21 protein-coding genes and 5 pseudogenes are annotated in these 26,586 nt (G+C 70.9%); 10 read left to right on the top strand and 16 right to left on the bottom strand.

Features of this window, described 5'->3' with window-relative positions; translation table 11 throughout:
* Positions 1–122: 122 nt before the first annotated feature.
* Positions 123–389, bottom strand: a complete 267-nt coding sequence (locus OG878_RS01870; protein ID WP_328885088.1) for a hypothetical protein — start codon at positions 387–389, stop codon at positions 123–125.
* A 153-nt stretch (positions 390–542) separates the two neighbouring features.
* Between OG878_RS01870 and OG878_RS01865 the strand changes: the two are divergent.
* A pseudogene (locus OG878_RS01865) lies at positions 543–731 on the top strand (XRE family transcriptional regulator); the annotation flags it as partial.
* A 62-nt stretch (positions 732–793) separates the two neighbouring features.
* On the opposite strand, the gene OG878_RS01860 reads toward OG878_RS01865, so the two are convergent.
* Together OG878_RS01860 and OG878_RS01855 are read right to left on the bottom strand one after the other, a co-directional pair.
* The gene (locus OG878_RS01860) at positions 794–1,816 is read right to left on the bottom strand and encodes a LacI family DNA-binding transcriptional regulator (RefSeq protein WP_328885087.1); all 1,023 of its coding nucleotides are present in this window, start codon (positions 1,814–1,816) and stop codon (positions 794–796) included.
* Between the two features lie 156 nt (positions 1,817–1,972).
* Complete coding sequence (locus OG878_RS01855; RefSeq protein ID WP_328885086.1) at positions 1,973–2,272, bottom strand: L-rhamnose mutarotase; 300 nt, start codon at positions 2,270–2,272, stop codon at positions 1,973–1,975.
* On the opposite strand from OG878_RS01855, the pseudogene OG878_RS01850 reads away from it, so the two are divergent.
* Both OG878_RS01850 and OG878_RS01845 read left to right on the top strand, forming a co-directional pair.
* A pseudogene (locus OG878_RS01850) lies at positions 2,244–2,660 on the top strand (SDR family oxidoreductase); the annotation flags it as partial. The gene OG878_RS01855 and the pseudogene OG878_RS01850 sit on opposite strands and share 29 nt — an antisense overlap.
* Positions 2,657–2,842: pseudogene (locus OG878_RS01845) on the top strand (rhamnulokinase); the annotation flags it as partial. The pseudogenes OG878_RS01850 and OG878_RS01845, both read left to right, overlap by 4 nt.
* Before the next feature lie 301 nt (positions 2,843–3,143).
* Here the strand turns inward: OG878_RS01845 and OG878_RS01840 are convergent.
* Positions 3,144–3,659: a DUF4232 domain-containing protein gene (locus tag OG878_RS01840; RefSeq protein ID WP_328885085.1), complete on the bottom strand. Its 516-nt coding sequence runs from the start codon at positions 3,657–3,659 to the stop codon at positions 3,144–3,146.
* 764 nt (positions 3,660–4,423) lie between these two features.
* Between OG878_RS01840 and OG878_RS01835 the strand changes: the two genes are divergently transcribed.
* From OG878_RS01835 to OG878_RS01825, 3 genes are all read left to right on the top strand, one after another.
* Entirely contained in the window at positions 4,424–5,788 is a 1,365-nt protein-coding gene (locus OG878_RS01835) for an MFS transporter (RefSeq protein ID WP_328885084.1), read from the top strand.
* Between the two features lie 74 nt (positions 5,789–5,862).
* Positions 5,863–6,036 carry a hypothetical protein gene (locus tag OG878_RS01830; protein ID WP_328885083.1) on the top strand — a complete coding sequence of 58 codons (174 nt, stop codon included), beginning with the start codon at positions 5,863–5,865 and terminating at the stop codon, positions 6,034–6,036.
* A 241-nt stretch (positions 6,037–6,277) separates the two neighbouring features.
* Positions 6,278–7,303, top strand: coding sequence for an alcohol dehydrogenase catalytic domain-containing protein (locus OG878_RS01825; protein ID WP_328885082.1), 1,026 nt, complete (start codon positions 6,278–6,280; stop codon positions 7,301–7,303).
* 156 nt (positions 7,304–7,459) lie between these two features.
* Here the strand turns inward: OG878_RS01825 and OG878_RS01820 are convergent, their stop codons facing one another.
* The 3 genes and pseudogenes from OG878_RS01820 to OG878_RS01810 form a co-directional block, all read right to left on the bottom strand.
* Complete coding sequence (locus tag OG878_RS01820; RefSeq protein ID WP_328885081.1) at positions 7,460–9,070, bottom strand: FAD-dependent monooxygenase; 1,611 nt, start codon at positions 9,068–9,070, stop codon at positions 7,460–7,462.
* Between the two features lie 102 nt (positions 9,071–9,172).
* Complete coding sequence (locus OG878_RS01815; RefSeq protein ID WP_328885080.1) at positions 9,173–9,802, bottom strand: acyl-CoA-like ligand-binding transcription factor; 630 nt, start codon at positions 9,800–9,802, stop codon at positions 9,173–9,175.
* A 159-nt stretch (positions 9,803–9,961) separates the two neighbouring features.
* Positions 9,962–11,229 (bottom strand): annotated as a pseudogene (locus OG878_RS01810) (IS200/IS605 family accessory protein TnpB-related protein).
* 284 nt (positions 11,230–11,513) lie between these two features.
* Here OG878_RS01810 and OG878_RS01805 point away from each other — a divergent pair.
* Positions 11,514–11,774, top strand: a complete 261-nt coding sequence (locus OG878_RS01805; protein WP_328885079.1) for a hypothetical protein — start codon at positions 11,514–11,516, stop codon at positions 11,772–11,774.
* 431 nt (positions 11,775–12,205) lie between these two features.
* On the opposite strand, the gene nadE is transcribed toward OG878_RS01805, so the two are convergent.
* Entirely contained in the window at positions 12,206–13,039 is an 834-nt protein-coding gene (gene nadE, locus OG878_RS01800) for an ammonia-dependent NAD(+) synthetase (RefSeq protein ID WP_328885078.1), read from the bottom strand.
* 33 nt (positions 13,040–13,072) lie between these two features.
* Positions 13,073–13,993, bottom strand: coding sequence for an SMP-30/gluconolactonase/LRE family protein (locus tag OG878_RS01795; protein WP_328885077.1), 921 nt, complete (start codon positions 13,991–13,993; stop codon positions 13,073–13,075).
* A 91-nt stretch (positions 13,994–14,084) separates the two neighbouring features.
* On the opposite strand from OG878_RS01795, the gene OG878_RS01790 reads away from it, so the two are divergent.
* Positions 14,085–14,525: an Lrp/AsnC family transcriptional regulator gene (locus OG878_RS01790; protein WP_328891101.1), complete on the top strand. Its 441-nt coding sequence runs from the start codon at positions 14,085–14,087 to the stop codon at positions 14,523–14,525.
* 308 nt (positions 14,526–14,833) lie between these two features.
* Here the strand turns inward: OG878_RS01790 and OG878_RS01785 are convergent.
* From OG878_RS01785 to OG878_RS01765, 5 genes and pseudogenes are all read right to left on the bottom strand, one after another.
* A pseudogene (locus OG878_RS01785) lies at positions 14,834–15,511 on the bottom strand (HAD family hydrolase); the annotation flags it as partial.
* Positions 15,512–15,616: 105 nt separating this feature from the next.
* A complete protein-coding gene (locus tag OG878_RS01780; RefSeq protein ID WP_328885076.1) occupies positions 15,617–16,699 on the bottom strand; it encodes an ABC transporter ATP-binding protein in 1,083 nt (360 codons plus the stop codon).
* Positions 16,700–16,707: 8 nt separating this feature from the next.
* Complete coding sequence (locus OG878_RS01775) at positions 16,708–17,541, bottom strand: ABC transporter permease (protein ID WP_328885075.1); 834 nt, start codon at positions 17,539–17,541, stop codon at positions 16,708–16,710.
* Positions 17,529–18,431 carry an ABC transporter permease gene (locus OG878_RS01770; RefSeq protein ID WP_328885074.1) on the bottom strand — a complete coding sequence of 301 codons (903 nt, stop codon included), beginning with the start codon at positions 18,429–18,431 and terminating at the stop codon, positions 17,529–17,531. The genes OG878_RS01775 and OG878_RS01770 overlap by 13 nt, the downstream gene beginning before the upstream one ends.
* 8 nt (positions 18,432–18,439) lie before the next feature.
* Complete coding sequence (locus OG878_RS01765) at positions 18,440–19,594, bottom strand: ABC transporter substrate-binding protein (protein WP_328885073.1); 1,155 nt, start codon at positions 19,592–19,594, stop codon at positions 18,440–18,442.
* A gap of 234 nt (positions 19,595–19,828) precedes the next feature.
* Between OG878_RS01765 and OG878_RS01760 the strand changes: the two genes are divergently transcribed.
* Both OG878_RS01760 and OG878_RS01755 read left to right on the top strand, forming a co-directional pair.
* The gene (locus tag OG878_RS01760) at positions 19,829–20,590 is read left to right on the top strand and encodes a GntR family transcriptional regulator (RefSeq protein ID WP_328885072.1); all 762 of its coding nucleotides are present in this window, start codon (positions 19,829–19,831) and stop codon (positions 20,588–20,590) included.
* Positions 20,591–21,256: 666 nt separating this feature from the next.
* Positions 21,257–23,317 carry a phosphocholine-specific phospholipase C gene (locus tag OG878_RS01755; RefSeq protein WP_328885071.1) on the top strand — a complete coding sequence of 687 codons (2,061 nt, stop codon included), beginning with the start codon at positions 21,257–21,259 and terminating at the stop codon, positions 23,315–23,317.
* 198 nt (positions 23,318–23,515) lie between these two features.
* On the opposite strand, the gene OG878_RS01750 is transcribed toward OG878_RS01755, so the two are convergent.
* Positions 23,516–25,075, bottom strand: coding sequence for an ATP-binding SpoIIE family protein phosphatase (locus OG878_RS01750; protein ID WP_328885070.1), 1,560 nt, complete (start codon positions 25,073–25,075; stop codon positions 23,516–23,518).
* Between the two features lie 77 nt (positions 25,076–25,152).
* Positions 25,153–26,415, bottom strand: coding sequence for a PP2C family protein-serine/threonine phosphatase (locus OG878_RS01745; RefSeq protein ID WP_328885069.1), 1,263 nt, complete (start codon positions 26,413–26,415; stop codon positions 25,153–25,155).
* Between the last annotated feature and the right edge of the window lie 171 nt (positions 26,416–26,586).

The following is a 26,586-nucleotide window of genomic DNA, read 5'->3' as shown; positions in this document are numbered from 1 at the left end:
TCAGGTGCGGTGCATCGCAAGGCGGAGGGGCGTCCTCATTCGGGGTGTATTCGGGCGTTCCGACAACGCGGCGAGGTGCCGTAGCTGTCGTCGTGCGCCCGCCAGGGGTTACGGGACAGCCCTTAGCCTCGCATCAGCAGGACGACGGCCGCCCCGATTCCGATCAGACCTGCTACGGCAAGCATGGTGGCTATCATTCGCAGGCCGCCAAAGTTCTGCGCGCGGGCCTGCTCCATGGGTCTTCCCTCGAGCCCGGACACGATCAATTTGCGAATCCAGCAGGACCCCTTCTTCGAGGCGAATGTCGACCCCATGACCAGCGCGCCCACCCCCCAGATCAACAGGAACACTTGACCGCCGTGGGTGGCCTGGGCGCTGAGCTGCATCATGACGGGCATCCTGGCGGGTTGCCCTGGGTGCGTCAACGATCACGCCCACCCACCACTCACCCCGACTCCCATCCCGTCCGCCTTCGACCCACACACCGTGGAGCTGGCGTGGTGTATGGCGTCAAGGTGGAGCGCGCCACTGTACGAACGACTGTGCTGGACGGCCGGCTGCGGCTCGTCCTTGCGGACCACGATCTGGTCCTCGGTCCCGGCGAGGCTGCAGAGTCCGACACCCGCCTGCCCGACTGGTTCACGAGCGCGGACAGGCGACCGGTCGAGGTTCTCAGCCTCTTCGGGAGACAGGGCGAGCGCATGCACGTCCGCGCGAAGCTCCGCGCATGACAGTACGACGCCACGGCACGAGCGACGACCTCCTGCGTGTCCACCCCACGGCGCTCCCCGGCTCAGCGCGATCCGAGGCTGGAGTGCCGCACCACCAATTCCGGCTGCAGGATGACGCGACGGTGTCGGTGGCCGGAGTCCTCCGGTGCCTCGGTCTCCTCCAGGAGGAGTTCGGCGGCCATCGTGCCCATGGTGAACGCCGGCTGGCGTACGGAGGTCAGGGGGACGGCCGCAGCGGCGGCGAACTCGATGTCGTCGTAGCCGACGATCGCCATGTCCTCAGGAACACGCACACCGGCCGCGAAGAGGGCCTGGAGCACACCCAGGGCCAGCAGGTCGTTGGCGCAGAAGACGGCGGTGGGGCGGTCGGACAGACCGAGCAGACGAGCGCCGGCATCGCGCCCCGCGGCGACGTCGAGGTGCTCGGTGGGCAGTTCGCGCAGAGTCTCGGACGGCAGTCCGGCCTCGGCGAGGGCGTTCAGCGCGCCGGTACGGCGGTCATGCACCTGGTTGAGTCCGGGCGGGCCGCTGACGTAGGCGATGGAGCGGTGACCTGCTTCGACGAGATGGCGGACGGCGAGGGCACCGCCGGCCACGTCGTCAACGGAGACCGAACACTCGGTGTGTCCCTCGGCCACCCGGTCGACGAGGACGAACGGGATGTTGTGTCGCCGGAAGCCCGCGATGGTCCGCCCGGTGGCGTCGGCCGGGGTCAACAGGACACCGCGTACGCGCTGTTCGGCGAAGAGGGAGAGGTACTCGGCCTCCTCGGCCGGGTCCTGGGCGCTGTTGCAGACCATGACGCCGAGCCCGGCGGCACGGGCCGCCCGCTGCGCTCCGCGGGCGATCTCGACGAAGAAGGGGTTTCCCATGTCGAGGACGAGCAGGCCCATCATGCGGCTGCGGCCGGCGCGCAACTGCCGGGCCGACTCGCTGCGCACGTAGCCGAGACGGTCGATCTCGGCCTGGACGCGGGCCCGGGTCCGGGGCGAGACGCTGTCCGGGCGGTTGATCACGTTCGAGACCGTGCCCACGGAGACATTCGCGGCGTGCGCGATGTCCTTGATACCCACCGACCGGGTCATCGGACGGAAACCTCCAGGGTAGGCAGGGTGACATTGCTGTTCAGGCTACCTGCGGCCGTCCCGCGTCCACAGATCGGCACTGGCCTCCCCGGTGTCGCGGCGCCGGCCGCCGAGGCCGACGGCGCCGCGACACCAGGAGGCGCCCCCCGTATGCGGTCAGGCGAGATGGAAGACCTCGGTGAGGGGCCTCATGGCCTCGTCGGGTCGTGCGCCGTCCAGGGACTCGAAGAACGGCGCCATCTCGGCCTGCCAGCGAGCGTTGACCTCGGTGGTCTCCATGGCGGCCCGAGCCGTCGCGAAGTCCTCCAGATAGCCGACGAGCAGGCCGTCGTCGCGCAGGAAGAGGGAGTAGTTGTGCCAGCCGGTGGCCGAGAGTGCGTCACGCATCCCGGGCCACACGGCGTCGTGCCGGGCTCGGTACTCGTCGATGCGGACCCAGGGCCTGGGCGGCGACATCGTCTACATCGCCTCCAAGAACGCCGTGTTCGCCGGCCCGAACAACATCGCCTACTCCGCGACCAAGGCCGACCAGGCCCATCAGGTCCGTCTGCTCGCCGCCGAACTAGGCGGGCACGGCGTCCGTGTCAACGGCGTCAACCCGGACGGTGTCGTACGCGGCTCGGGCATCTTCGCCGCCGGCCGGGGTGCCCGGCGCGCGGCCGTGTACGGCGTGGAGGGGGAGAAGCTCGGCGAGTTCTACGTCCAGCGCACCCTCCTCAAGCGCGAGGTACTGCCGGAGCACGTCGCCAACGCTGTCTTCGCCCTCACCGGCGGCGACCTGACCCACACCACCGGGCTGCACATTCCGGTCGACGCGGGCGTGGCGGCGGCGTTCCTGCGATGAGCGAGCACGACAAGGCCTACGCCGCGGTCGACCTGGGCGCATCCAGCGGACGCGTCATGGCCGGCCGCGTCGGGCCCGACACCCTGGACCTCACGGAGACGCACCGCTTCCCCGACGAGCCGGTGCGCCTGCCCGAGGGTCTGCGCTGGAACATCGCAGGCCTGTACGCGGGCGTGCTGGAGGAGTGCATGCGTGCCTGGGACGCACACGACGTACCCCTGCTGCATGGCGCGGCACAGGTGCCGGCCCTGCGCTCGGTCGTCGAGGCCTCGGACCCCGGCTTCCTGGCGCCCGGGCGGATGCCCGAACGCATCGCCGGGAACTGACCACGCCGGGTGGGTGCGGACCCCGGTCCGCCGTACACGGAGAATCCCCTGTGCGCCGTTCCGGAGGACGACCTCTGGAACGGCGCACGGGGACCGCCGGCCGAGCCGGACCTGCCGTCCGTGTGAGCCGGCGCCGGCGCGGGTCGCGGCAACGGCGTCAGGAGCCGGCGGCGCGGAAGGCGGTCACCTGGACGGTGTTGCCGCAGAGCGCGAAGTCACCGCCATCGTCCGGACCCAGCTGGTACCCGCCGCCCGCGACGAACAGCACGATCGAGGGCGCGACGGACGGCGGGGCGCCGGAGACGCAGTACCCACCCGCCTCACCGAGTACCGGCGTGAAGGTGAGCTCTGCCGAGGCCCGGCCGCCGACCGGTAGCTGCACCGGCCCCGCCGTTCCCCGGTGGACGGCACCGAGCGGCTTGTTCCTGTCGGGCGAGCCCAGGCCCGCGAGAGCCACACCGGGATAACCCGTCAGCACACATGGCGTCGAACTCTCGTTGATGACAGTGACCCGCACCTCGCTCGACCCCGTCCGCTGCGCGCCGGCCGCCACGAGCTGGTCGTTCGTGCACGCGGCAACCGTGGCGCGCCGAAGGGAGGGCCCCTCTGCCGCTGCACCGGAACCGGCGCCTGCCAGTAGTCCGCCGGCCAGAGCAGCCACGACGAGCAACACGGACGAGGTCTTGGTCGTGCCACATCTCGTCGGGCATTTCATAGGCTGTCCTCCCACGGTTCTCGGGGCGCCGTGAACTCCGGCGGCCGCGTTGCCCTCCGGCTGGTACGACGACCACCAGGCCCAACGCCGCGCCCGGGTCGGCCGAGACTCGACTCGTTCCCCGGGCGGCAGGGGCGAACCGGACCGTAATCAGCCACGGCGGAACGGCACCGCCCCGCTCCCTGCCGGCCTCACATCCAAGCGTCGCACCAACTCCCGCCATCGGCCCGCGCGAGGTTCTGACCTGGACCTGGACCTGGACCTTGCCTCGGACGATGCAGGGCCGGCCACGCAGGCCAGGGCGCCGTGACCCCGACGTGCCGTCGGGTCCGGTCCTCGCCCCGGCGGCCCACCCGGCCGTACACCCAACGAATCTCCGGATGCGCCGTCCACCAGCAGCGCGCCGGGTCTGTCGTGCGACCGGGTTCTCGGGCCCGCACCAGCGGGGACGAGGGACCGGGCGGGCCGAGCCGTCGGTCCCGGTTTCTCGAATCCGTCACGTGCCGGGGCGCAGAGAGCTAGGGTCGGGGCAGCGAATGACCCACGAGGAGCCGAGACATGCCCGGTCGTCCGAGCGCGCGTTGACGTTGTAGGCCGTGAGCGGCCCGTCATCGCGTGCTGCCCTTGATGCGCGGCACAGCGAGCCTTCCCCTGCCTGAACCGTCGGTGCACCCGTCGTGCGCCGGTCGGTGGGCCTCGTCTTCGGCAATCCGAGGGGTCCTGTGCCGTCGGCTTTCTCTCCTGTATCCGATTCCGGTCGACCTGCTGCGCCGAGCCTGTGGCGCGACAGCGACTTCCGCAGACTGTGGGTGGGCCAGTCGGCCTCCCAACTCGGCGAACATACGAGCCTGGTGGTCCTGCCGCTGATCGCCGTCGTGACGCTCAACGCCGACGCCGGACAACTGGGCGTCCTCCGCGCGGTGGGACAGGCGCCGATCCTGTTGCTCGCCCTCTTCGCCGGTGCCTGGGTGGACAGATGGCGGACCCGCACGGTCATGGTTCTGACGGACGCGGGCCGGGCCCTGGCGCTGGGCGGCGCCGCCGTGGCCGGCCTCCTCGGCGGACTCGGCCTCCCGGCGCTGTTCGTGGTCGCCTTCGCGGTCGGAGCCCTGTCCGTGTTCTTCGACGTGGCGTACCAGACTTCCCTCGTACGGCTGGTGGGACGCGATCAGCTGATGCGGGGCAACAGCGCGCTCGAGGGCAGCCGGTCCGCGGCCCAGATCGGCGGGCCCGCCCTGGGCGGCGCGACGGTGTCCCTGTTGTCCGCGCCGATCGGCGTCGCATCCAGCGCCGCGTTCTTCATGCTGTCGTTCCTGTCCATCCGGCGGATCCACCGCCGCGAACCGATCCCGGAGCGCCTGCAACGTCCCCCTCGGGTCTGGCGGCGCATCCATGAGGGCCTGCGCTTTGTCGTCGGCGACACCTCGCTGCGGACCGTGGGCGCCGCCTCGGCCGCCTTCCAGTTCTCCTTCGCGGCCATGATGACCGTCTATCTGCTCTTCCTGCCGCGGGAACTGCACCTGTCGGGCACGGCCGTCGGGCTGGCGCTCGCGGCCACGGGACCCGGCGCGCTCCTGGGCTCGCTGCTGGCCGCCCGTCTCCCGAGCCGGTTCGGATACGGTGCGGTGCTCGTGTCCGCGGCGGCACTCGGCGACGGCGTGATGCTGTGTGTGCCCGCGCTGCACGGCCCCTCCACGGTGACGATCCCGGTGCTCCTGGCGGTCAACTTCGTGTTCGGGGCCTTCGGCCAACTGGTCAACGTCACGGTCATGGCCGTACGGCAGGCCGTCACCCCGCACGGGATGCAAGGCCGCGTGGCCGCGACGATCACATTCGTCGGCATGGGGCTGACCCCGGTCGGCTCTCTGCTCGGCGGCTGTCTCGCGGATGCGTGGGGGCTGCGCACCAGCCTCCTGGTGACGGCCGCGGGCATGATGCTGTCCCCGGTGCTGATGGCCCTGTCACCGCTCGCCCGCCTGGGACGGGTACTTCCGGCTCCGCGCGACGCGCCGCCGGCGGTCACCGGCCAGGAAATCCACGGAGTGGACGTCCGCGACACCGGTGCTGCTGGGCCTTCGCACCCATGACAGGAGGGCGGTCTCTTCGTCAGCCGCTCACCAGCAGCAACCGCCGGGCACCACCCCGGTTCCTCGATTCGGCGATGGCGCCGCATCTCTCCCCTCTCGCCGTGGGCGTCGGCCATGACCTGCTCACCGTCGCCTTCCGTGCCAAGGAAGGACAGCGGGGGCGGTGGCTCATCGCTCTTGAGTGCGCCCTCACCCGTGTGGAGCAGCCCGGGCGGTGGATTGCCGACGGCCCGGCGCTGGACGGCTGAGGCGGGCTCCTGAATGTGCTGCTCCCTGCAGGCGACGGCATCCGCCGCTCTGCGGAGCAAGCCGCCGGCGCCGTCGCCCCCTGACTCCGCACCACGCCCGAAAGGCAGTCCGGCGCGGTATCGGCGCACTGACACTCCGTCCGGTGACACTGGAGCATGCGGACGCGGGCAGTGATCGCGCCCGCCGGCCGTCAGGCTCCGGAGGGCCCGGCCGTGCACCCCTCACGCAAGGACATGCGACATGACTACTTCCACCAGTCGGACCATGCAGGTCACCGAGCCCGGCGGAGACTTCGTCGAGGCCCGGACCGAACCGCGTGAGCCCGGTCCGGGTCAGGTAAGGATCACGGTAGAAGCGTGCGGCATCTGCCACTCCGACAACATGTTCACTGCCGGACTGCTGCCGGGCCTGGCCTTTCCGCTCACTCCCGGTCACGAGATCGCCGGCCGCATCGACACCCTCGGCGAAGGCGTTGAAGGATGGCAGACAGGTAACCGTGTGGCCGTGGGCTGGTACGGCGGAAGCTGCGGCCACTGCGAAGCCTGCCGCGAAGGTGACGGCGTCGCCTGTCCCGAGCTCCAGGTTCCCGGAGGTGCCTACCCGGGTGGCTATGCCGATTCCGTCGTCGTTCCCGCTGTCGCGCTGGCGAGGATTCCGGACGAACTGAGCGCAAGCCAGGCCGCGCCGCTGGCCTGCGCCGGCGTCACCGTTTTCAATGCCCTGCGCCGCAGTGCGGCCCGTCCCGGGGACACCGTCGCCATCCTCGGCGTGGGTGGTCTGGGGCACCTCGGTGTGCAGTTTGCCGCCGCCATGGGCTTCAACACCGTGGCGATCGCCCGAGGTGCCGAGAAGAGCAAGCTCGCCGCCGACCTGGGCGCGAAGCACTACATCGACAGCACCGCCGAGAACGTCGCCGAGGCACTCCAGAAGCTGGGCGGCGCCAAGGTCGTGCTGGCCACGGTCACCAACGGCGAGGCCATGGCCGCCACCTTCGACGGTCTGGGGCGGCGTGGAGAACTCATCATCATCGGTGCTGTGGGCGACCCGCTGCCACTGACAGCGATGCAGATCCTGTCGGGAGCACGGAAGGTCTACGGCCACCTCTCGGGTACGGCCGTCGACACCGAGCACACCCTGCGCTTCGCCGCACAGAGCGGTGTACGCCCGTGGATCGAGGAAGTCGACCTGGAGCAGGCCGACCCGGCCTTCAAGAAGATGCTCGCGGGTGAGGCACGGTTCCGCATGGTGCTGACCACCGGAAACTGACCCGTCCACGACGACGGCCGGACCCTGACGGTGCGTCCGGCCGTCGTCGGCCCGGATGATGCTGTGGCACCCCTACTGGAGATCGGTCGCCAGCGGTCCCGCGACAGCAACTCCGTCCTGCTGCGGCCTGTCCCGGCTGCTGTTGCCCTACGCGTGTCAAGCCATGGGTTCAACGGGCTTCACGTCGTTCCGGGGGGTCTCTGCCGCACCGAGGGCGGGCTCGGAGCCGAACCACCGGTCTGCGGCGGTCCGGAGCGCGTCGAGTTCGGCGGAGTCCGGGCGGGGCGAGTCCGATGCCCACGCCACATAGCAGTCGGGGCGAAGCAGCAGAGAGGCGGCTGCGGGTGCGGTGGGCCGAGGCTGCGCAGTGACGATATCCATCTGATCACCTCGGCCTTCCAGAGCCCTGGCGACCGATGCATCTGCCGTCAGGTCGAGGAGCAGCGGCCGGCCGGTGCGGGTGAGTTCCGCCAGTCGGACCGTCCCGGTGGGGGTGTGCAGTTCCGCGTCCGGTACGAACCGGCCGACAGCAGGGTGCGCATCGGGGATGCCCATGTCGTAGCGGACGTCGGCGCCCGCGGTGAGGTCGGCCAGGTGCTGCACGGTGTCCCGGTGGCCGAGCAACTCGGTGAACAGCTCGCGCAGCGCGGTGACATCGCTGCCGGGGGCGATCAGCGCCGACTGCGCCTGCGCGTTCATGACCATGCGGCGCTCGGCCTGGCGGCGCTCGGCCTCGTAGCTGTCGAGCAGCCCGGGCGGGGCGCCGCCTCGTAGCCGCGCGGCGAGTTTCCAGCCGAGGTTGACCGCGTCCTGCAGACCGAGGTTGAGCCCGGGGCCGCCGCCTGCGGCGTAGACGTGGGCCGCATCGCCGATCAGGAACACCCGGCGGTCCCGGAACTTCTCGGCAACGCGGGTGTTGCCACCGGTCAACCGGCGCAGTACGTGCGGCCCTTCGCCCGTGGGCGGGCCGAGCGGCACGTCGGCCCCGAGTACGCGGCTGATGCTTGCCCGCAACTCGTCGAGGCTCATGGGCTCGTCGGTCCCGGGCTGGTCCCATTCCGTGGTGCTGATCAGGGGCGGGTGGCCGGGGAACGGTGCGTAGGCGAACCCGCCGTGCTCGCTGCGGTGAGGCAGGAACGGCAGGATGGCTCCGTGTCCGGGCACGTCCAGAGCGCCGGTTGCGGGGTCCACGCATGCGGCCGGGACCGTGACGTGCGCCGTCCGAGTGGTCTTCCGGTCGTAGCTGACGCCGGGGAAACCGATCCCGGACAGCTTGCGCGTGGCGCTGTGCGCCCCGTCTGCGCCGACGAGATACCGGGCCTGCAGCCGGTATTCCTCGTCGGAACCGGCGACGTCGACGGTGACTGCGTCGTCGTCCTGCGACACGCCGACGACCCGGTGCCCGCGCCGGATGTCCACGCCGAGTTCTCCGGCGCGCTCCTCCAGGACCTGCACGATGCGGCGCTGCGGCACGGGAAGGCCGTACAGCGGGCTGTCCTGCAGCAGGCTCAGGTCCATGTTCATCGCGGCGAACATGAAGTAGGCGGAGTTCGGCCGCGGCGGCCCCGGGGTGCCGCTGAGGCGCTCGTACAGCCCGCGGTGGTCGACCATTCTGACCACCTGCCCGAGCAGGCCGTTGGCCTTCGGTTCCTCGCTCGGCTCCGGCAGGCGTTCCAGCACGATCGGCCTGATACCGGCCAGGCTCAGTTCGCAGGCGAGCATCAGCCCGTTGGGGCCGCCTCCGGCGATGACGACATCGGCAATCACGGCATGTTCCCCTCTGTGCTGGTTCGTTCAGGCGGACATGGGCAGGACGAACCGGCCCGCCTGCGGCCGGGTGGGATCGACGGCGTCGGTCCGGCGGGATCCCTACGGGATGGGAAGTCCCGCGGCGAGCTGGTCGAACACCTCGATCAGCACCGGTACGACAGGGGTCGGCGCATCGGCCCGCAGACAGTGCTCCACAGCCACCGCACTGCCTGCGCTGACCACCGCGGCGACCAGCTTCGGATATACGTCATGTGTCGTATCGGTGCCGGTGCGTTCGGCGATGGCCTCGGCCAGTTCGTCCTGCGCGGCCGCGTTCGCCTTGACGACCTCACCCTGCAGTGCCGGCTCGGCCAGCATGAGCCGTAGCCCGTCCCTCCAGCGTTGATCGTGCGCCGACTCCCCGCCGGTGGTGTCGCCCGGAGCGAACTGGGTCTGCACGGCCTGGACGATTGAATCCCACAAGGGCTCGGTCGCCGGCCGGGAGCGCACCTCGTCGGCGATCCGCAGCATGCGCTCCACATGGCCGGCGGCGATCGCTTCGGCCTTGCTGGAGAAGTAGTTGCGGAAGGTGCGCACGGACACGTTCGCTGCGGTGGCGATGTCCTCCACCGTCACGTTGTCCCACCCGCGCTCGACGCACAGGCGGATCGTGGCCTGGCTCAGCGCGACACGGGTCTCGCGCTTCTTGCGCTCTCGCAGCCCGAGCCGGCCATCGTCTCCCTGTGCCATGTCAGCCACTGTAGCAAAATTTGCCGATGCGGCAATATTTCAGATTCGGCAAGATTGGCAGGGCTGGGCAACGAACAAGACAGGCTCACGGCCGAAGCGAGATCTGGCGACAGGGGAGACCCGGTGCGGTCCTGGGACAAGCGAGAACTGGGACCGTTCCTAACCAGTGCGCATGAGTGAGTCTTGGACCCACTGTTGCGTACTGGGCGCATCCCGAACGGTTTTGGATGCGCTGGGTTCCCGCTTTCGCTTCCCGCTCGGCGACGGCCCTTTGGGGGGCCGGTCCGTGGTGGGTGGGCGGGTTCCCTCACGCCCCCGGTCACCTGGTTTGGCCTGGGCGGTCCGATGCCCCGCACGATCACTCCGGTCGTGTGGGGGCGGTGCCGTCCGACGCCGGACCGGGTGGCCGAGGGCGCGTCTCCCGATCGCGATACCGGCGGCATCGTGACGGGACATGGTGCGGTGTGGGGTGGTCAGTGGTTTCTGCCAGTGCTGGGCACCCCACAGGCTGGTGTAGGCGGGGTCGACCGCGACCACGCTCAGGCCGTGCTCGGCGGCCATCGACACCAGCCGGGCCTTCAGCTTCCCGGTCGGCATGCCGGAGATGAGCTGCCGGAATCGCTTGCGGCGGCCGTGCTTCTCGCGGGTCTTCTCAGCCGTGAAGTCCAGGTCTTCGATCCCGATCGCCGCGACACCGGCCCGCACCGCCCAGTTGATCAGGCGGGTCAGGGCGTGGCGGATCTGTGCGTCGCGGTGATCGGCGGTCCCGGACAGGTCGTAGCCGAAGCGGTGCGGGTCACCGATCGGGTTGCCGTGCCGATCGAGGCGGTAGGCGGCGAAGTGGTCGGCGTTGGTGTCGACGCCGATCATGCCCCGGGCGCGGGCGGTCTCCAACGGGATGGTCTGCACGACCGGGCGTTGCCAGGACGCGGTGAGGTACCAGCGTCCGCGCTCCACGTCGAGGTGGATGCGGTAGGCCACGGCCCGGTTGGCGGCGATGCGGTCGGCCCACTCGGCACCCCGGTGCGCGAACCCGATGCGAGCGCTGAGGATGTACCGGCCGTGCCGGGCGTTGGCCAGGTGCGCAGCGTCTTGATCCCGGCTGCCAGGTTCTGGATGTGCGCCACCTGGCAACCGCGAGCCAGCGCCCACTGTTCGTGCGTGGCCTTGGTGATCGCACCCGCGATCCGCGACGACGACAGTGCCGTCAGCTCCCGCTTACGCGCCGCCCAGGTGTCCGCACCGTGCTCGAGACCCTCCGCACAGCGGGCCTTGAGATCACCGGACGCCAGCGCCCCCTGATGCGCACCGACCGCACGCAACACCCTCTCGTCCCGGGCGCTCAGGTGCTTGAGACGGTCCCGGACCGCCACCCCGCACGGCCCAGGCGCCACGAAGAACGCCGCCAGCTTCCGTAAACCACCCACCACATCACCCCGCCCTCAAGGCCGCCCCCTGCCACCCAGCCCAACGAGCGACAACCGCCAAGGTCACCCATTCGGCCCAAGAACCCCCGTTCCCACCCCCCACAAACCCACCCACAGGACTCACTCCCGCTCGCTACAACTCACTTCGATGCAGCAAACCGACAGCAGCTCGCAACCCTTCGAACACGCTGGTGACCTCGACAACAGAGCCGGGGCACCGACTTCTTGACAATTACCCTCCGAAACCCGCCGGTCGCCTTGGGGTCGCTGGGAAGATTCCAGCCATGACCGACAGCGCCCCGGGCCGCCAGGCACGCGAACTGCTAGCCAAAGCTTCGCAGCACCCGGTCGCCAGCCCCCAGCGCAACGCCCTGGTGGCCGAAGCCGCCGTGTGGGCACAACTGGAGCACGCGGCCGCCATGAACGGCCAGGCAGCCGCAGTGGCCGAGATCGAATCCGCCCTCACCTCCCTCACCGACCCCGTGCAGAAGCTCGGAAGTGAGGTCGGCGACCTGGCCGAGCGCATCAAGCTCAGCAGGAGGTGAGCAAATACGCGCCCCGGCCGCGCGCAAGCTCGCCACGATCCTCCGAGCGGTCCATCGCCTCTGCAGCCGGCTCGGTGCCGCAAGCGGCGAACCCGGACGCAGGTGCACCGGCGTGACCCGGAGCCGGTCGGTGAACTCCGGGCGCCGATCGGCTCCGAGACCGGGCATCTCGTCGTCGAGGAGCGCCCTGAATGCTCGTCCACCTTGCTGGAGAGCCCGGGCCCGGTCTGCCTCAGATGCACACGTGGGGCAAGCGCACTCCGGATCCCGTGTGTGCCGGCACCGCAGGCCCCGGACCCATACGCGGCAGAGCACTCCTGTCGTTCCCGAGATCGTCGGCGCTGCACCGCGGCGGAGACCGTGCCACGGCCTGATCCGCGAAGACCGGCCGGACAACTCAGGGGCCGTCCGGCCGAGTCTGTCCGGAGCTGCTACGAAGGGGTGACCGGTGGCCGGCGCTTGTGCTCGGTCCGCCGGTGGTGGCCGAGCACCGTGCGGAACACCTCCTCGCTCACCGGCCTCACCTCGAGGAAGTCGTCCAGCGCGTCGTAACCGACCCCCAGAGCCTCCTCGTCGGGCCGGCAGGGTACGAGCGACTCGAGGTCGGCGGTGGGCACCTTCTGGACGAGCGCCGGGGGTGCGCCCAACGCTGATGCCATAGCACGTACCTGACGCTTGGTCAGTCCGGCCAAGGGCATGATGTCGGCCGCGCCGTCGCCGTACTTGGTGAAGAACCCGCAGAGCGCCTCCGCAGCGTGGTCGGTGCCGACCACCAGCCCGCCGGACGCGCCCGCCACCGCGTACTGGGCCACCATCCGCTGCCGGGCCTTGACGTTGCCACGGGTGAAGTCCTCGTGGGCGCTGTCGTCGAAGGCCAGACCGGCGGCCGCCAGGGCGTCGAGCGCGGCGTCGGTCGCGGGCCTGATGTCGACCGTCAGGACCTGGTCCGGCCGGATGAACGCGAGCGCCAGCCGGGCGTCCACCTCGTCCGCCTGCACCCCGTAGGGCAGCCGCATCGCGCAGAACGTCGCCTCGTACCCTGCGGTGCGCAGCCGGTCGACCGCGAGCCTGCACAGCCGCCCGGTTGTCGTGGAGTCGATGCCGCCGCTGACGCCGAGCACCAGGTTGCGCGCGCCGGCGGACCGCATCTGGTCGGCCAGGAACGCCACCCGGCGTTCGGCCTCCTGCTCGGCGCTGAGGACGGGGGACACCCGGAGGCTGCGGGCGATCTCCCGCTGGATGTCTGCGGGCAGTGGTTCAGGCACGACGGCTCCCTGCCGACAAAAGGTTCATCGCCGTCACGGGCGACGGCGGACGCGGTGGGTTCCCGTCACCGACGTCACCAGGGAGTAGAGGGATGTCGTGGCGGTGATGAAGAGGCGGTTGTTCTTCGGGCCGCCGAAGGTGATGTTGGAGACGGGCTCGGGGATGAGGAGGCGGCCGATGAGGGTGCCGTCCGGGGCGTAGCAGTGCACGCCGTCGCCGAAGGCGGCCGCCCAGAGCCGGCCGTCACTGTCGAAGCGGATGTTGTCGAAGCGGCTGTCGGTGGCCTTGGTGAAGATCCTGCCGTCGCCGAGGGTGCCGTCCTCGCGGATGTTGAAGACGCGGATGTGCCCGGCCCGGGTGTCGGACACGTAGAGCCGCTGCTCGTCGTGGGAGAGGACGAGTCCGTTGGGTCCGGCGAAGCCGTCGGCGGCGAGATGTACTTCGCCGCTGTCCCGGTCGATCCGGTAGACGTTGCAGGCGCCGACCTCGCTCTCGGCCCGGTGGCCCTCGTAGTCGCTGGTGATGCCGAAGTCCGGGTCGGAGAACCAGATCGAGCCGTCGGAGCGGACGACCGCGTCGTTGGGGGAGTTGAGTCGCCTGCCCTGGTGGCGGTCGGCGAGGACGGTGATCGTGCCGTCGTGCTCGGTGCGGGTGACGCGTCGGTTGCCCTGCTCGCAGCTGATCAGGCGGCCCTCGCGGTCGAGCGTATTGCCGTTGCTGTGCCCGGCCGGTGAGCGGAACACACCGACCGTGCCGGTGGCCTCATCCCAGCGCAGCATCCGGTCGTTGGGGATGTCGCTCCAGACGAGCTGGCGCCAGGCGGGTACGTAGAGGGGCCCCTCGGCCCAGCGGCAGTCTCCGTACAGCTGCTCCAGCCGCGAGTCACCGTAGGTGCACCGACGGAAGCGGTTGTCCAGTATCTCGTACAGTCCGAACTCGATTTCGCCAGACATCATCAATACCAAGTCGTCAAGGGCCGAATGTTCTTCCGACATTCAGGAGTATGACAGAACGAGGTATGGTCCCACCATGGCGACCGAAAATCTGGACGACACCGACCGTGAGCTGCTGACGCTGCTTCAGCGAGACGCCGGGCAGGCGTATGCCGCACTGGGCAGAGCCGTGGGACTCTCCGCCGCGGCCACCCATGAGCGAGTGCGCAAGCTGCGGGAGCGCGGCATCGTCCGCCGAACGACGGTGGAGCTCGACCCGAAGGGTCTTGGGCTCGGCGTGCTCGCATTCGTGATGGTCGAGTCCTCCGCCTGGATGGGAGATTCGGCCGAGGAGTTCGCCGCCGTCCCCGAGATCGAGGAGGCGCACATCATCGCCGGCAGCGCCTCGGTGCTCGTCAAGGTGCGTACGACGACCACCGAAAGGCTCCAGGACGCGCTCCGGCGCCTCTACGCGATCGACGGCGTGTGCGGCACCCAGGCCACGGTCGTCCTGGAAACCTTCTTCGAACGCCCGCCGCGCCCCGCCCCGTGACAGACCTCGCCCGGGCAGGGGGGCGGTGAGCTCGGTGGCGAGCAGCGCCGCGTCGCCGGTGTCGCACATCATCATCCTGTGTCGCCCGTCCACGACGGGATCTCCGCGGTGGACAGCTGCTTCCGAGGCCCGAGTGAGCTGCCCGCAGGCAGTCGCGGCGTCCGGCACGCTCTCTGTCACCGATGCTCGCGCCCCGTCGCGGCCGGCGGGTGGCGTGGGGTCGGAACCGGCATCGGGCCGCCCGATGCGCGCGCCTACTGTGCCCGCGTCGGCTCGCTGAGTGCACCCGGCCCCGGTACCCCGGCGCGCACCAGCGCATTCAGCAGACCCAGGGACGCCTCTTCCAGACTTCCGAGAACCGTGCGCCGGGCCGCCGGTTCGATCGGTGCGACGGACGGGACCGCGAGGACGTGGCAGCCCGCCGCCTCTGCCGAGGCGACACCCGTAGGCGTGTCCTCCACGGCCACGCAGGTGGCCGGAGCCACCCCCAGGGCCTGGCAGGCGGCGAGATACGGGTCGGGGTCGGGTTTCGTGCGGAGCGTGTCGTCGGCGGTGACCGTGGTGGTGAACCGGCCCGCGCCCAGCGACTCCAGGGCCTTCACGACGATGTCGGCGACGTGCCGCGGCGAAGCCGTGACCAGGGCGGTCGGAACGCCCTTGCTGCGCAGCGCCACGAGCAGTTCGACTGCGCCGGGGCGCGGTACGACGTCGGCGCGTACCCGGGCCGCGAACTCCCGGTGGAGCTCGGCGGCGACCGCGCCGACCGGCGCGCCGGCGGCCCGGCTCAGCGCCTTCGCCGTGTGCTCCACGGGGCGGCCCAGCACGTCGGGCTGGTCGGCTTGCGTGAGCGCGTATCCCAGCCCGGCTGCCACCTCCTCGACGGCCACCCACCACAGCTGCTCGGTGTCCACGAGGGTGCCGTCCATGTCGAAGAGCACGGCCTTCAGCAGGGGAGGCCGGCCGGGAGTGGTGCGGGGGTGCGTCACGGAGGTCTCTTTCGGCGGGGCGACGTACTGCGGGTGTCGACGTGCTGCACGGCAGTACGTCCGCAGTCGTCCGGCGGGCGTTCGGATGCGGCGTGGCGCCGGGGCTCAGCTGCGGCGTGCTGCGACCAGTACCGGACGGTCCGGGAGGGTCACGGTCACGGCGGTGCCCGCGCCGAGTACCGCCGCCTCGTGCGTCCGCAGGTCGGCCTTGACCTCGGTGCCTTCGGCGAGGCGGACGGTCAGGCGGGTGACGGCGCCGAGGAAGGCGGTCGCGACGACCCGGGCGTCGCCGGTGTCGTCCGCGGTGAGCCGGACGGCCTCGGGGCGTACGAGCACGTCCACGGTGTCGACGTCGCCCGGCTCGCCATCGACGGGCAGCCGTCGTCCCAGGACTGCCACCGTCGTACGTGCGGCGTCGAGGACGCCCGGGATCCGGCTCATGGTGCCGACGAACTCGGCGACGAACGCAGTGGCGGGCCGCGTGTACAGCTCGGCGGGGGCCGCGCACTGCTCCAGCCGCCCCGCGCGCATCACGGCGACCCGGTCGGCCATCGAGAGCGCCTCTTCCTGATCATGCGTCACAAAGAGTGTGGTGATGGCGAGTTCCTGCTGCAGGCGGCGGATCTCCTCGCGGAGTGTCAGCCGTACCTTGGCGTCGAGCGCGGACAGCGGTTCGTCGAGCAGCAGGACCCGCGGGCGCAGCGCGAGCGCGCGGGCCAGCGCGACGCGCTGCTGCTGCCCGCCGGAGAGCTGGTGCGGGAAGCGTTCACCCGTGTCCCCGAGGCCGACCAGTTCCAGCAGCTCGGAGGCGCGGGCGCGCCGTTCGGCCGTTCGCACCCTGCGCATGCGCATCCCGAACGCGACGTTGTCGACTGCGCTGAGGTGCGGGAAGAGGCTGTACGACTGGAAGACCATCCCGGCGTCGCGGCGGTGGGCCGGCACCCGGGTCACGTCCTCGCCGTCGACGAGGACCTCGCCGGAGTCCGGATGCTCGAACCCGGCGAGCACGCGCAGTGCGGTGGTCTTGCCGCAGCCGGACGGGCCGAGCAGGGCAAGGAGTTCCCCGGGCCGCGCGGTCAGGTCGAGGCCGTCGAGGGCGACGGTCGCGCCGAACGTGCGGCGCATGCCTCGGAATTCGACGGTTGCGGCGCCGGCCGTGGCGGTCTTCTCCGGCGTGGTGAGCGTCATGGTGGGGGTCATTCCTGGGAGGCGGTACGGGACGGGGCGCGGCGGCCGCCGAGGGTGGCGACCGCCATGAGGAGTGCCCAGGTCAGGAACAGGCTGAGCACGGACACGGCGACGGACATCTGGGCCTGGGAGCCGCCGATGCTGTAGATCCACACGGCGAACGGCTGGAACCCGAGCAGCTGGGCGACCGTGAACTCGCCCAGCACGAGTGCCAGGGTGAGGAACGCCGCATTCAGCAGCGCGCCGCGGAGATTCGGCAGCACCGCGCGGACGAGGGCCTGCGGCCAGCCCGCGCCGCAGCTGCGTGCGGCCTCGACGAGCGTGCGCACGTCGACGGCGCGAAGCCCCGCGTCGAGGGCACGGTGGACGAACGGCAGAGCCATCACGACGTAGGCGAGGACGAGCACGATCGGGAAGTCCGGGTTCTGGAGCGCGACGAACGTTTGGAAGAGCGGCGTCGTCGCGAGGTACTCGGGGCCCCACTTGAGGACCGTTCCGATCCCGGCGACGAACGCGATCGGCGGGACGATCAGCGGCAGCGAGCAGATGACCTCGACCACGGGCCGCAGCCGGGGTGCGCCGAGCCGCAGCGCGACCATGGCGGGCACCATCAGCAACAGCACGACGGCGATCGTGGCGGCGGCCAGTTCGAGGGAGAGCGCCAGGCTGGGCAGGAAGCCGTCGGTGCCGAGGATCTGCGTGTACGCGTCGACGTTCAGGCCCTGACCCGGCACGTCGACCGTGAAGATGACGGAGGCTGCCAGCGGCACCAGGAAGTAGATCCCGGCGACGGCGAGGACCGCGGCCCGCCCGGGGCGGAAGGTGGAGTTCAGGCGAGCCATCGCGCGCTCCGTCGTTGCAGGGGCAGGTACACGGCCATCACCAGGCCCGCGACGAGGACCATGTCGAGACTGAGCGCCAGCGCCACGTTCTCCTGGCCGACCAGGACGTTGCCGGAGAGGGCGTCGGCGATCTGCAGGGTGACCAGCGGGACGGAGCTGCCGACCATCGCGGCGGCGGTGGCATAGGCGGCGAACGCGCTGCCGAACAGCAGCACCAGTCCGCCGAGGAGCGACGGTGCGAGCACCGGCAGGGCGACGTGCCGCCAGTACTGGGCGTGCGTGGCGCCGTTGTTCTGTGCGGCTTCTCGCCACTGGGAGCGCAGCCCGTCGAGGGCCGGCGTGATGGTGAGGACCATCAGCGGGATCAGGAAGTAGAGGTACGTGAGGGTCAGGCCCCAGAAGCTGTACAGGGTCCAGCCCGTGTCGGCGAGGCCCAGGCGGCTCGTGAGGACGCCGGAGTTGCCGAGCGTCGCGACGAAGGCGAAGGCGAGGGGGACACCGCCGAAGTTCGCGAGCACCCCGGAGGCGGTGAGTACGGCTTCGCGCAGTGCGCGGAAGCGGGAGACCACGACGGCCTGCGCGAGCAGCAGCCCGAGGAGCGTACCGGCGGCGGCCGAGACGGCGGACAGCTTGACGCTGCCCAGGAGCGCCGTCAGATAGGCGCCGTGCAGCGACGCGGTCAGATTGGCGGTGGTGTAGGACGCGGCGCCGGTGGCCGGGTCCTTGACGGTGAAGGCGCCGTTCAGCATGGCCAGGGCCGGGATTCCGAAGGCGACCGCCACGAAGACGAGCAACGGAACGACGGCGAGCCACCCGGCGCGCCGGCGCCGGCGACCGGAGCGTGCGCCGGGCGCGGCGTCGACTCCGGCCGGCGCAGAAGCGACTGTCATGCCGGAGGTCATCCCGAGACGGCCTTGCCCCAGCCCTGGGCGATGATGCCCTTGGCCTTGTTCTGCTGGGCCTCGGTCGGGAACGCGACGGTGCCGGATACCTCGGGCAGCTTGGCGGCGGCGTCCTTGTCGATCGTCCCGGCCTTCTCCATGGCGGGCATCAGCGCCGGGCGGGCGTAGCCCTTGAGCCAGAGGTTCTGGCCCTCGACGCTGTACAGGTACTCCTGCCAGAGGCGGGCGGCGGCGGGGTGCGGTGCGTCCTTGGCGACGGCCTGCGAGTAGTACTGCGCGTACTGGCCGTCGGACGGGACGGAGACCTTCCAGTCGAGTCCCTTGCCCTTGAACTCGTCGGCGTAGCCGGCGTTGAGGTAGTCCCAGTCGATGCTGATGGGCGTCTCGCCCTTCTCGACGGTGGCCGGGGTCGACTCGACCGGCGTGTAGTTGCCGTTCTTCTTCAGCTCGGCGAAGAAGTCCAGTCCCGGCTGGACGTCGTCGAGGGAGCCGCCGTTCGCCAGGGCCGCCGCGTAGACGCCGCCGAACGCGGAGCCGGACTTGGTCGGGTTGCCGTTGAGCGCGACCTGGCCCTTGTACTCGGGCTTGAGGAGGTCCTTGAAGGTGGTGGGGCAGTGCTTGACGCGCTTTGCGTCGCAGCCGATGGAGACGTAGCCGCCGTAGTCGTTGTACCAGCGTGCCTGCGGGTCCTTCTGCGCGGCCGGGATGTCGTCGTACGAGGCGACCTCGTACGACGCGAACAGTCCCTGCTGGGCCCCGCTCAGCGCGAACGAGCTGCCCAGGTCCAGCACGTCCGGGGCACGGTCCTGGCCCTTGCGCGAGGTGACCGCGTTGATCTCGTCCTGGCTGCTGCCGTCGGGAATCTCGACGTCGATCTTGATGCCGTACTTCTTGGTGAAGCCGTCGATCAGTGCGCCATAGTTGGCCCAGTCGCGGGGCAGAGCCATCGCGTGCAGCGTGCCCTCCTTCTTCGCCGCGGCGACGAGGCCGTCCATGCCGCCGAAGTCCGCCGCGGAGGTTGCGGCGGCGGCCGTCTTTCCGTCGGAGGTGGCGGCGGGCCGGCTGGTGGCTGCGCCACAGGCACTGAGGCTGAGTGCGGCGATGGTGAGGCCGCCGGTGAGGACGGCGATCCTGGACAGGGACACGGTCACGATCTCTCCTGGAGTGGCGCCCCTGACGGCAGTTTCCGCAGAGGCTCGACAGATAACTTGTTTGAACAAGTTGGCCCCAGTAGGCACGTCCTCCATGGCGCCTCGGTGAACGAGAGGGCAACTCCGACCCCCGTTCTTCTGGACACTCGCCGGATGCCTGCCAGGAGCGCGGTCGCCTTTCCTTCTCGTCTAGGCTGGTCCATCTGCACACTGCGAACAGCACGAGAGGGAACCATGGCAGCCCGACACGAGGAGATCGCCGAGGAGTTGCGCCGGGCGATCGATCGCGAGGAGTACGCGGTGGGCAGCCGGCTGCTCCCGGAGACGGAACTCGCCGCCCGCTACGGCGTCTCGCGCGGCACCGTCCGCCAGGCCGTCGCCGCCCTGACGGCGGAGGGCCTGATCGGGTCCCGGCAGGGCGCGCGGCGCGTGGTGCTCGCCAGCCGCCGCAACCAGACCTTCGCCGAGCTGCGCAGCTTCGCCCAGTGGGCGCGCGCGATGGGCCGCACGGCGACGGGCCGGGTGGTGTCCTCGGAGTACCGCCCCACGACCGACCAGGACTCGGTACGCCTCCAGATGCCGGTCGGCGTGCCCGCGCTCCACGTTCTGCGGCTGCGCGGCCTGGACGGTGAACCGGTGCTGCTGGAAAGGACGGTGTACGCGGACTGGATCGCCCCGGCCGTGGAGCGCATCGAGGCGGACTGTCCGTCAGTGACACAACGGCTGTTCGCGGACAGCGGGTTGGTCTTCGCGTACGGAGAGCATCTGATCGACGCGGTCGCGGCGGGTGCGCAGGACGCCGAACTGCTGGGTGTGCGCCGGACGAGTCCGCTGCTGCGCGTGCGCCGGGTCACGACCACCCGCGAGGGCCGCCCGGTCGAGTGGTCCGACGACCGCTACCGCTCCGACGCCGTGAGCTTCAGCGTCCACAACTCGATCGGCAACAACGCGCTGGCGCGTCAGACGGGCCCGGGCGCGAGGCCGGCGGGCCGGTGAAGGCGGGCGGAGGCCGTCGGACCGCAGCCGCACCGGATCCCGAGCTCCGCGCCCCGGCGTGGCCGTAACGTCCCGGCCGCCCTGCGACGCCCGGCACGCGTGCTCCCGGATTCGCCCGGTGGGCGATCTGCGTCAGTCACGGCTTCCCGGCCTCGCGCTGCGGGCGTGCCACGAGGTTTCTTGCGGTGCTCATTGATCCGGCGCGTCACCCGTCCCCGCGCGGTGCGCCGGGAGAAGTCGAGTGCCTCGCCCGCGGTCCGGGCGCCCTCGGGCCCATCGACCAGGTGCTGCAGCCGCGCGCCGGCTGATGGCCCGTGCGCACGGCCCACGCCTGCGCCGACAGTGCAGGAGCCGGCGATTGTCTCCGGTACCGCCGCCGGTGCAACGGTCAGCGGCGGGGAGCCCGGAAGGCCGAGCCGAGTCCCCGGAGTGTGAGGCGTACTCCCCACTGCTGCAGAAGTTCGCGGAGCTTTACCTTGCCGGTGCCAACACCGGCGTGCCGTCCAGTGGTTCAGGGACTCGGTCCCTTGCCGCCGATCACGGGGCCGGGTTGGCGCAGGTTTCCCGAACGGTTCGCTTCTCCGCCGCCACTTGTTTGAACAAGTTGAGCAAGGTTGGGCACTGCACACCCTATGGCCCGCGGATTTTCTGGGAGACACGCCCTTCATGAATGCCATTGACCGCAGACGGTTCATGCAGCTTGCCGGCGGCACCGCCGCCCTGTCCGCCCTGTCCACCAGCATCGCTCGCGCCGCGGAGATCCCCGCGCACCGCAGGACGGGCTCCATCAAGGACATCGAGCACATCGTCGTCCTGATGCAGGAGAACCGTTCCTTCGACCACTACCTCGGCACACTGCGCGGTGTCCGGGGCTTCGGGGACCCGCACCCGGTGACGCTGCCGAGCGGCAAGCCGGTCTGGTACCAGTCGGACGGCACCAAGGAGATCCTTCCCTTCCACCCGGACACCGAGGACCTCGGCCTGGCCTTCCTGGAGGACCTGCCGCACGGCTGGAACGACACCCAGGCCGCCTTCAACAAGGGCAAGTACGACAAGTGGATCCCGGCCAAGTCCGCCACGACGATGGCGCACCTGACCCGCGAGGACATCCCGTTCCACTACGCGCTCGCCGACTCCTTCACGGTCTGCGACGCCTACCACTGCTCGTTCATGGGCTCCACCGACCCGAACCGCTACTACATGTGGACGGGTTACACCGGCAACGACGGCAAGGGCGGCGGCCCGGTCCTCGGCAACGACGAGGCCGGCTACTCCTGGACCACGTACCCCGAGCGCCTCGAGAACGCCGGCGTCTCCTGGAAGATCTACCAGGACATCGGCGACGGCCTGGACGCGGACGGCGGCTGGGGCTGGATAGGGGACGCCTACCGAGGCAACTACGGTGACAACTCGCTGCTGTACTTCGACCAGTACCGCAACGCCGAGCCCGGCGACCCGCTGTACGACAAGGCCCGCACCGGCACCGATGCGCGCAAGGGCGAGGGCTTCTTCGACATCCTCCGTGCCGATGTGAAGGCGGGCAAGCTGCCCGAGGTCTCGTGGATCGCCGCACCCGAGGCCTTCACCGAGCACCCGAACTGGCCTGCCAACTACGGCGCCTGGTACATCTCGCAGGTTCTGGACGCGCTCACGTCCAACCCCGAGGTGTGGAGCAAGACGGCGCTGTTCATCACCTACGACGAGAACGACGGCTTCTTCGACCACGTCGTGCCGCCCTTCCCGGCGGGCTCGGCCGCGCAGGGCAAGTCCACCGTCGACGTCAGCGGCGACCTGTACGCGGGCGACAGCGGCCGCCCGGCAGGGACGTACGGCCTGGGCCAGCGCGTCCCGATGTTCGTGGTGTCGCCGTGGAGCACGGGCGGCTATGTCTGTTCCCAGACCTTCGACCACACCTCGATCATCCAGTTCATGGAGCGCCGCTTCGGCGTGGCGGAGCCGAACATCTCCCCCTGGCGCCGCGCCGTCTGCGGCGACCTGACCACGGCGTTCGACTTCCGGCACAAGGACGGACGCGCGCCGCACCTGCCCGACACCACCGGCTACCTGCCGCCGGACGGCGACCGGCACCCCGATTACGTGCCGACGCCGCCGGCCAAGGGCGCGCTGCCCCGCCAGGAGCACGGTCTGCGCCCTGCCCGGCCCATCCCGTACGACCTCGCGGCCGACGGAAAGGTCGGTGCCGCGGGGTCGCTGCGGATCGACTTCGCCTCCCGCGGCGAGGCCGGCGCCGGATTCCTGGTCACCTCCGCGACGGACCTCACCGGTCCGTGGACGTACACCGTCGGCTCGGGGCACTCGCTCTCCGGTGTCTGGAACGTCTCCGCCGCCTCCCACGGCGCCTACGACTTCACCGTGCACGGCCCCAACGGTTTCCTTCGCCAGTTCGCCGGCCGCGTCACCGCCGCGGGCCCCGAAGTCAGTGCCCGCCACGAGGGCAACGGCGACGGCGTGCGCCTGGTCCTGACCAACGACGGCCACAGCACCGTCACGCTCACGGTCGACGACGCGTACGGCAAGCACAAGCCGGCCACCTACCGGCTGCGCCCCGGCGCCCACGTGGTGCACATGGCCGAGACCGGGCGCAACCACGGCTGGTACGACCTGACCGTGACCGCCGACCACGACGGCACCTTCGTGCGCCGCCTCGCCGCCCACGTGGAGAGCGGCCGCTCGAGCACCAGCGACCCGGCCATGACCGCCCGCTGACCCCGCTCGCCTGTTCCGGCCGCGGACCGGTGCCACCGGGCCGCGGCCGGCGTCCTCCCACGCCGATGGCACCATCCATGGGCGGCCGAGCCGTTCCGAGCCGTCGGACGGCGAAAGGCACAGCCGTACCCGGAAACCCTGGGCCCGACGATCCTCCGTACGTCCGTCTCGCTCCCCCACCCGGACAGCGGGACGACCTCAGGCCGTGGTGGTGGGTTCGTCGGGCGCGGGCGTGTGTTCGGCCCAGATGGTCTTGCCGTGGTGGTCGTGGCGGGTTCCCCAGCGTTCGGTGAGCTGAGCGACGATGAACAGTCCTCGCCCGTTCTCGTCGAAGGTACGGGCACGGCGCAGGTGCGGCGAGGTGCTGCTGCTGTCGGCGACCTCGCAGACCAGGCTGGCAGCGTGGTGGATCAGGCGCAGCCGGATGGGGGGCTGGGCGTGGCGGATGGCGTTGGTGACCAGTTCGCTCACGATGAGTTCGGTGGTCGGGGTGGCGTCGGCCAGGCCCCAGGCGGTCAGTTTCTCCGCGACGTGGGTACGGGCGTCGGAGACGGCGGCCGGGACGGCCGGCAGGTCCCAGGTGGCGACGGTACGGGTGTCCAGGGCGTGGGTGCGGACGGCGAGGACGGCGGCGTCAGGGGCCGGGAGCAGGGCGTCGAGGGCGGATCGGCAGGTGGCGTCCAGGCTGGGCTGGGGCCGGGCGAGTGCGTTGAGCAGTTTCTGGCTGCCCGACTGATGGTCGCCGTTGCCGGTGTGGGGCGCGGTGCTGCTGTGGGTGAACAACAGGAGCAGGCTGCCTTCGGGGAGGTCCACTTCGGTGGCTTCGAAGGGCAGGTCCGTCTGCCCGAGCGGTGGGCCTTCGGGCAGGTCGACAGCGGTGACCGCGCCGTCGGGTGTGACAACGGCAGGCGGAGGGCCTCCGGCGCCGGCGAGCGTGCAGCGGCAGGTGACCGGATCGTAGATGGCGTACAGGCATGCGGCGCTGACGCTGTCGGTGCCGGTGGTCCGGGTGTCGTGGTCGTCCAGACCGGTGCGCATCTCGGGCCGGAGCCGGGCAAGCACATCGTCGAGATGGGTGAGCAGTTCCTCCGGCTGCAGGTCGATGTCGGCCAGCGTGCGTACTGCGGCGCGGAGTTCGGAGGCGGCGGCGTCGGCGCACGGTCCGGCGACGGTGCCGGCGACGAGGCCGACCCGTGCGCCGGACAGCGGGATGACGTCGAGCCAGTGGGCGCGCATGCCGAGGGGGCTGCCGCCGGTCCGGGAGTGGGCGGCCAGCTCCACCACCGCGGGTTGCGGCAGTGGTGCGGGCAGGATGTCGGTCGGTGGGGCCGGAACGGCACACGGTGCGTCGGGGGCGCTGTCGCCCTGCCGGCCGGTCGGGTGGGACCGGCTGGGCCGACTGCGGGGCGTCGTGGCCGGCGTGTGCAGTAGATGCGCCCGCACCCGGCAGACGACGAGGCCGAAGACGATGGACAACGCGACTGCGGCGATGACGACCAACCGGCCGCCGGCCGATACTCCACGGATGGCGAAGCCGTAGGTGGCGACGCTCGCAGCAAGCGTGAAGATTCCGATGACCAGGGAGCGCCGCAGAGGCAGGAGAGCAGCGGCCGTGACCGGGGCCAGCACCGAGAATGCCGACCAGCGGACGAGACCGCCGGCGGATTCCTCCAGCTGGACGGCGCACGACGCGCCGATGTAGACGATGAGCAGTGCGGACAGCCATCCGTTCAGTTGCCTGGCGGTCATCGTTGTCATCCCCTTTCCGTGGGTGATGCGTCGTGCCGGCTGTACCGGGATGCCGGCTGCATCCGGCGTGGTGTGTGTGGGCGGCGTCACGGGCGGGCCTCCGTCGGGTGGGCTTGCTGGGGGAGGTGGGGACCCTGGCCGGTTCCCGGCGCGGGGGTGCGGTGGATGGCCACAAGGGCGAGATCGTCCTCCAGGCGTCCGCCGGCGTGGATGTCCACATCGCGGTTGATGTGCCGCAGCAGGCTGTGCGGGCATTCCCACGTCCAGGTGGAGGCCCGCTCGAGGATCGGGAAGAAGCCGCCGGTGGCGTTCCGGGCTTCGATGACACCGTCCGTGTAGAGCAGCAGGGTGTCTGCCGGTCCGAAATCGAAGGTGTCGACGTGGTAGGCGTCGGGAGTGGTGCCGGCCAGCCCGAGGGGGGGTGCGGGATGGGGCATGCGCAGCGTGGTCACCTGGCCGCGGCGGCCCCGCAGGAGTGGGGGGTGCCCGCAGCTGATGACCTGGACGAGAGGCGCCTCGTCGGGAATCTCGACCAGGAGCGCGGTGATGAAGTGCTCGCTGCTCTCGGGATCGCTCTCGGTGAGCTGCGCCAGGTGTCTGCGGACGCTGCGCTCCAGCGCGGCAGCCAGCTCGGGAAGAGTGGCGTACTGGTAAGCGGCCTCACGGAAGGCGCCCAGAAGAGCGGAGGCGTCCTCGACGGCGGGCAGGCCCTTGCCCCGGACATCGCCGATGAGGAAGCGGGTCGCACGGCCCGTCCGAGCGGCGGCGTACAGGTCGCCGCCGACCAGGGCGTGCGCTGCGGCCGCCCGGTACGTACAGGCGACGAGCAGCGAACCCAGCTGCCGGGGCAGGGGGCGCAGCAGGACCCTCTGGGCTGCCTCGGCCACCGCGCGTACCTGGGTCAGTTCCCTCAGGTCGCGGTCGTGCAGAGCACCGGCGGCGACGACGAAACCCGACACCATCAGCAGCGCGACGATGTGGATCGGCAGGAGTGGCGAATGCACCAGGCCGTCGTGGCGGTCGACGACGACCATCGCCGCGCTGGCGGCCAGTGCGGTGCCCGCGGTGAAACGGGCAGAGGCGAACGCCGCCGTGGCGGTGGGGGCGGCGACCAGAAGAGGGGACAGGTGGACGGCGACGGGGGCGAAGGTGGCGGCCAGAGTGATCGCGGTGATCAGCGCGACCGGGACCGCCGCCTGGGCGAGGGTGACGCCCGTCGGCAGGTGGCCACGCCCGGAGCGGATGCGCCACAGAAGCCGCTCACGGCCGGCGCCGGGACCGTCCTCGACGGCCGGGCGCTTCGGCCTGCCGGCGCCGGGCCGGGAGAGCGGGAGGGTGGAGCGGGTCATCACGGGCCGCCTCGGGGGAGAAGGGGTGTGCACGATGTGGACCCTTTGAGCATCCGCCCGTACGGCGGCCGGCACATCGGTGCAGACCCGCACCGTGCGTCCCCGGACCCCGCACCCGCACCGCGGGTTTGTCGTCCCGCTGCTGCGCCGTTGCCGCGAACCATCCTGCGG

Source organism: Streptomyces sp. NBC_00316, from assembly GCF_036158715.1.
Classification (GTDB): Bacteria; Actinomycetota; Actinomycetes; order Streptomycetales; family Streptomycetaceae; genus Streptomyces.
Note: the sequence above shows the minus strand (reverse complement) of the source record. Positions and strands in the feature narration are given on the sequence as shown.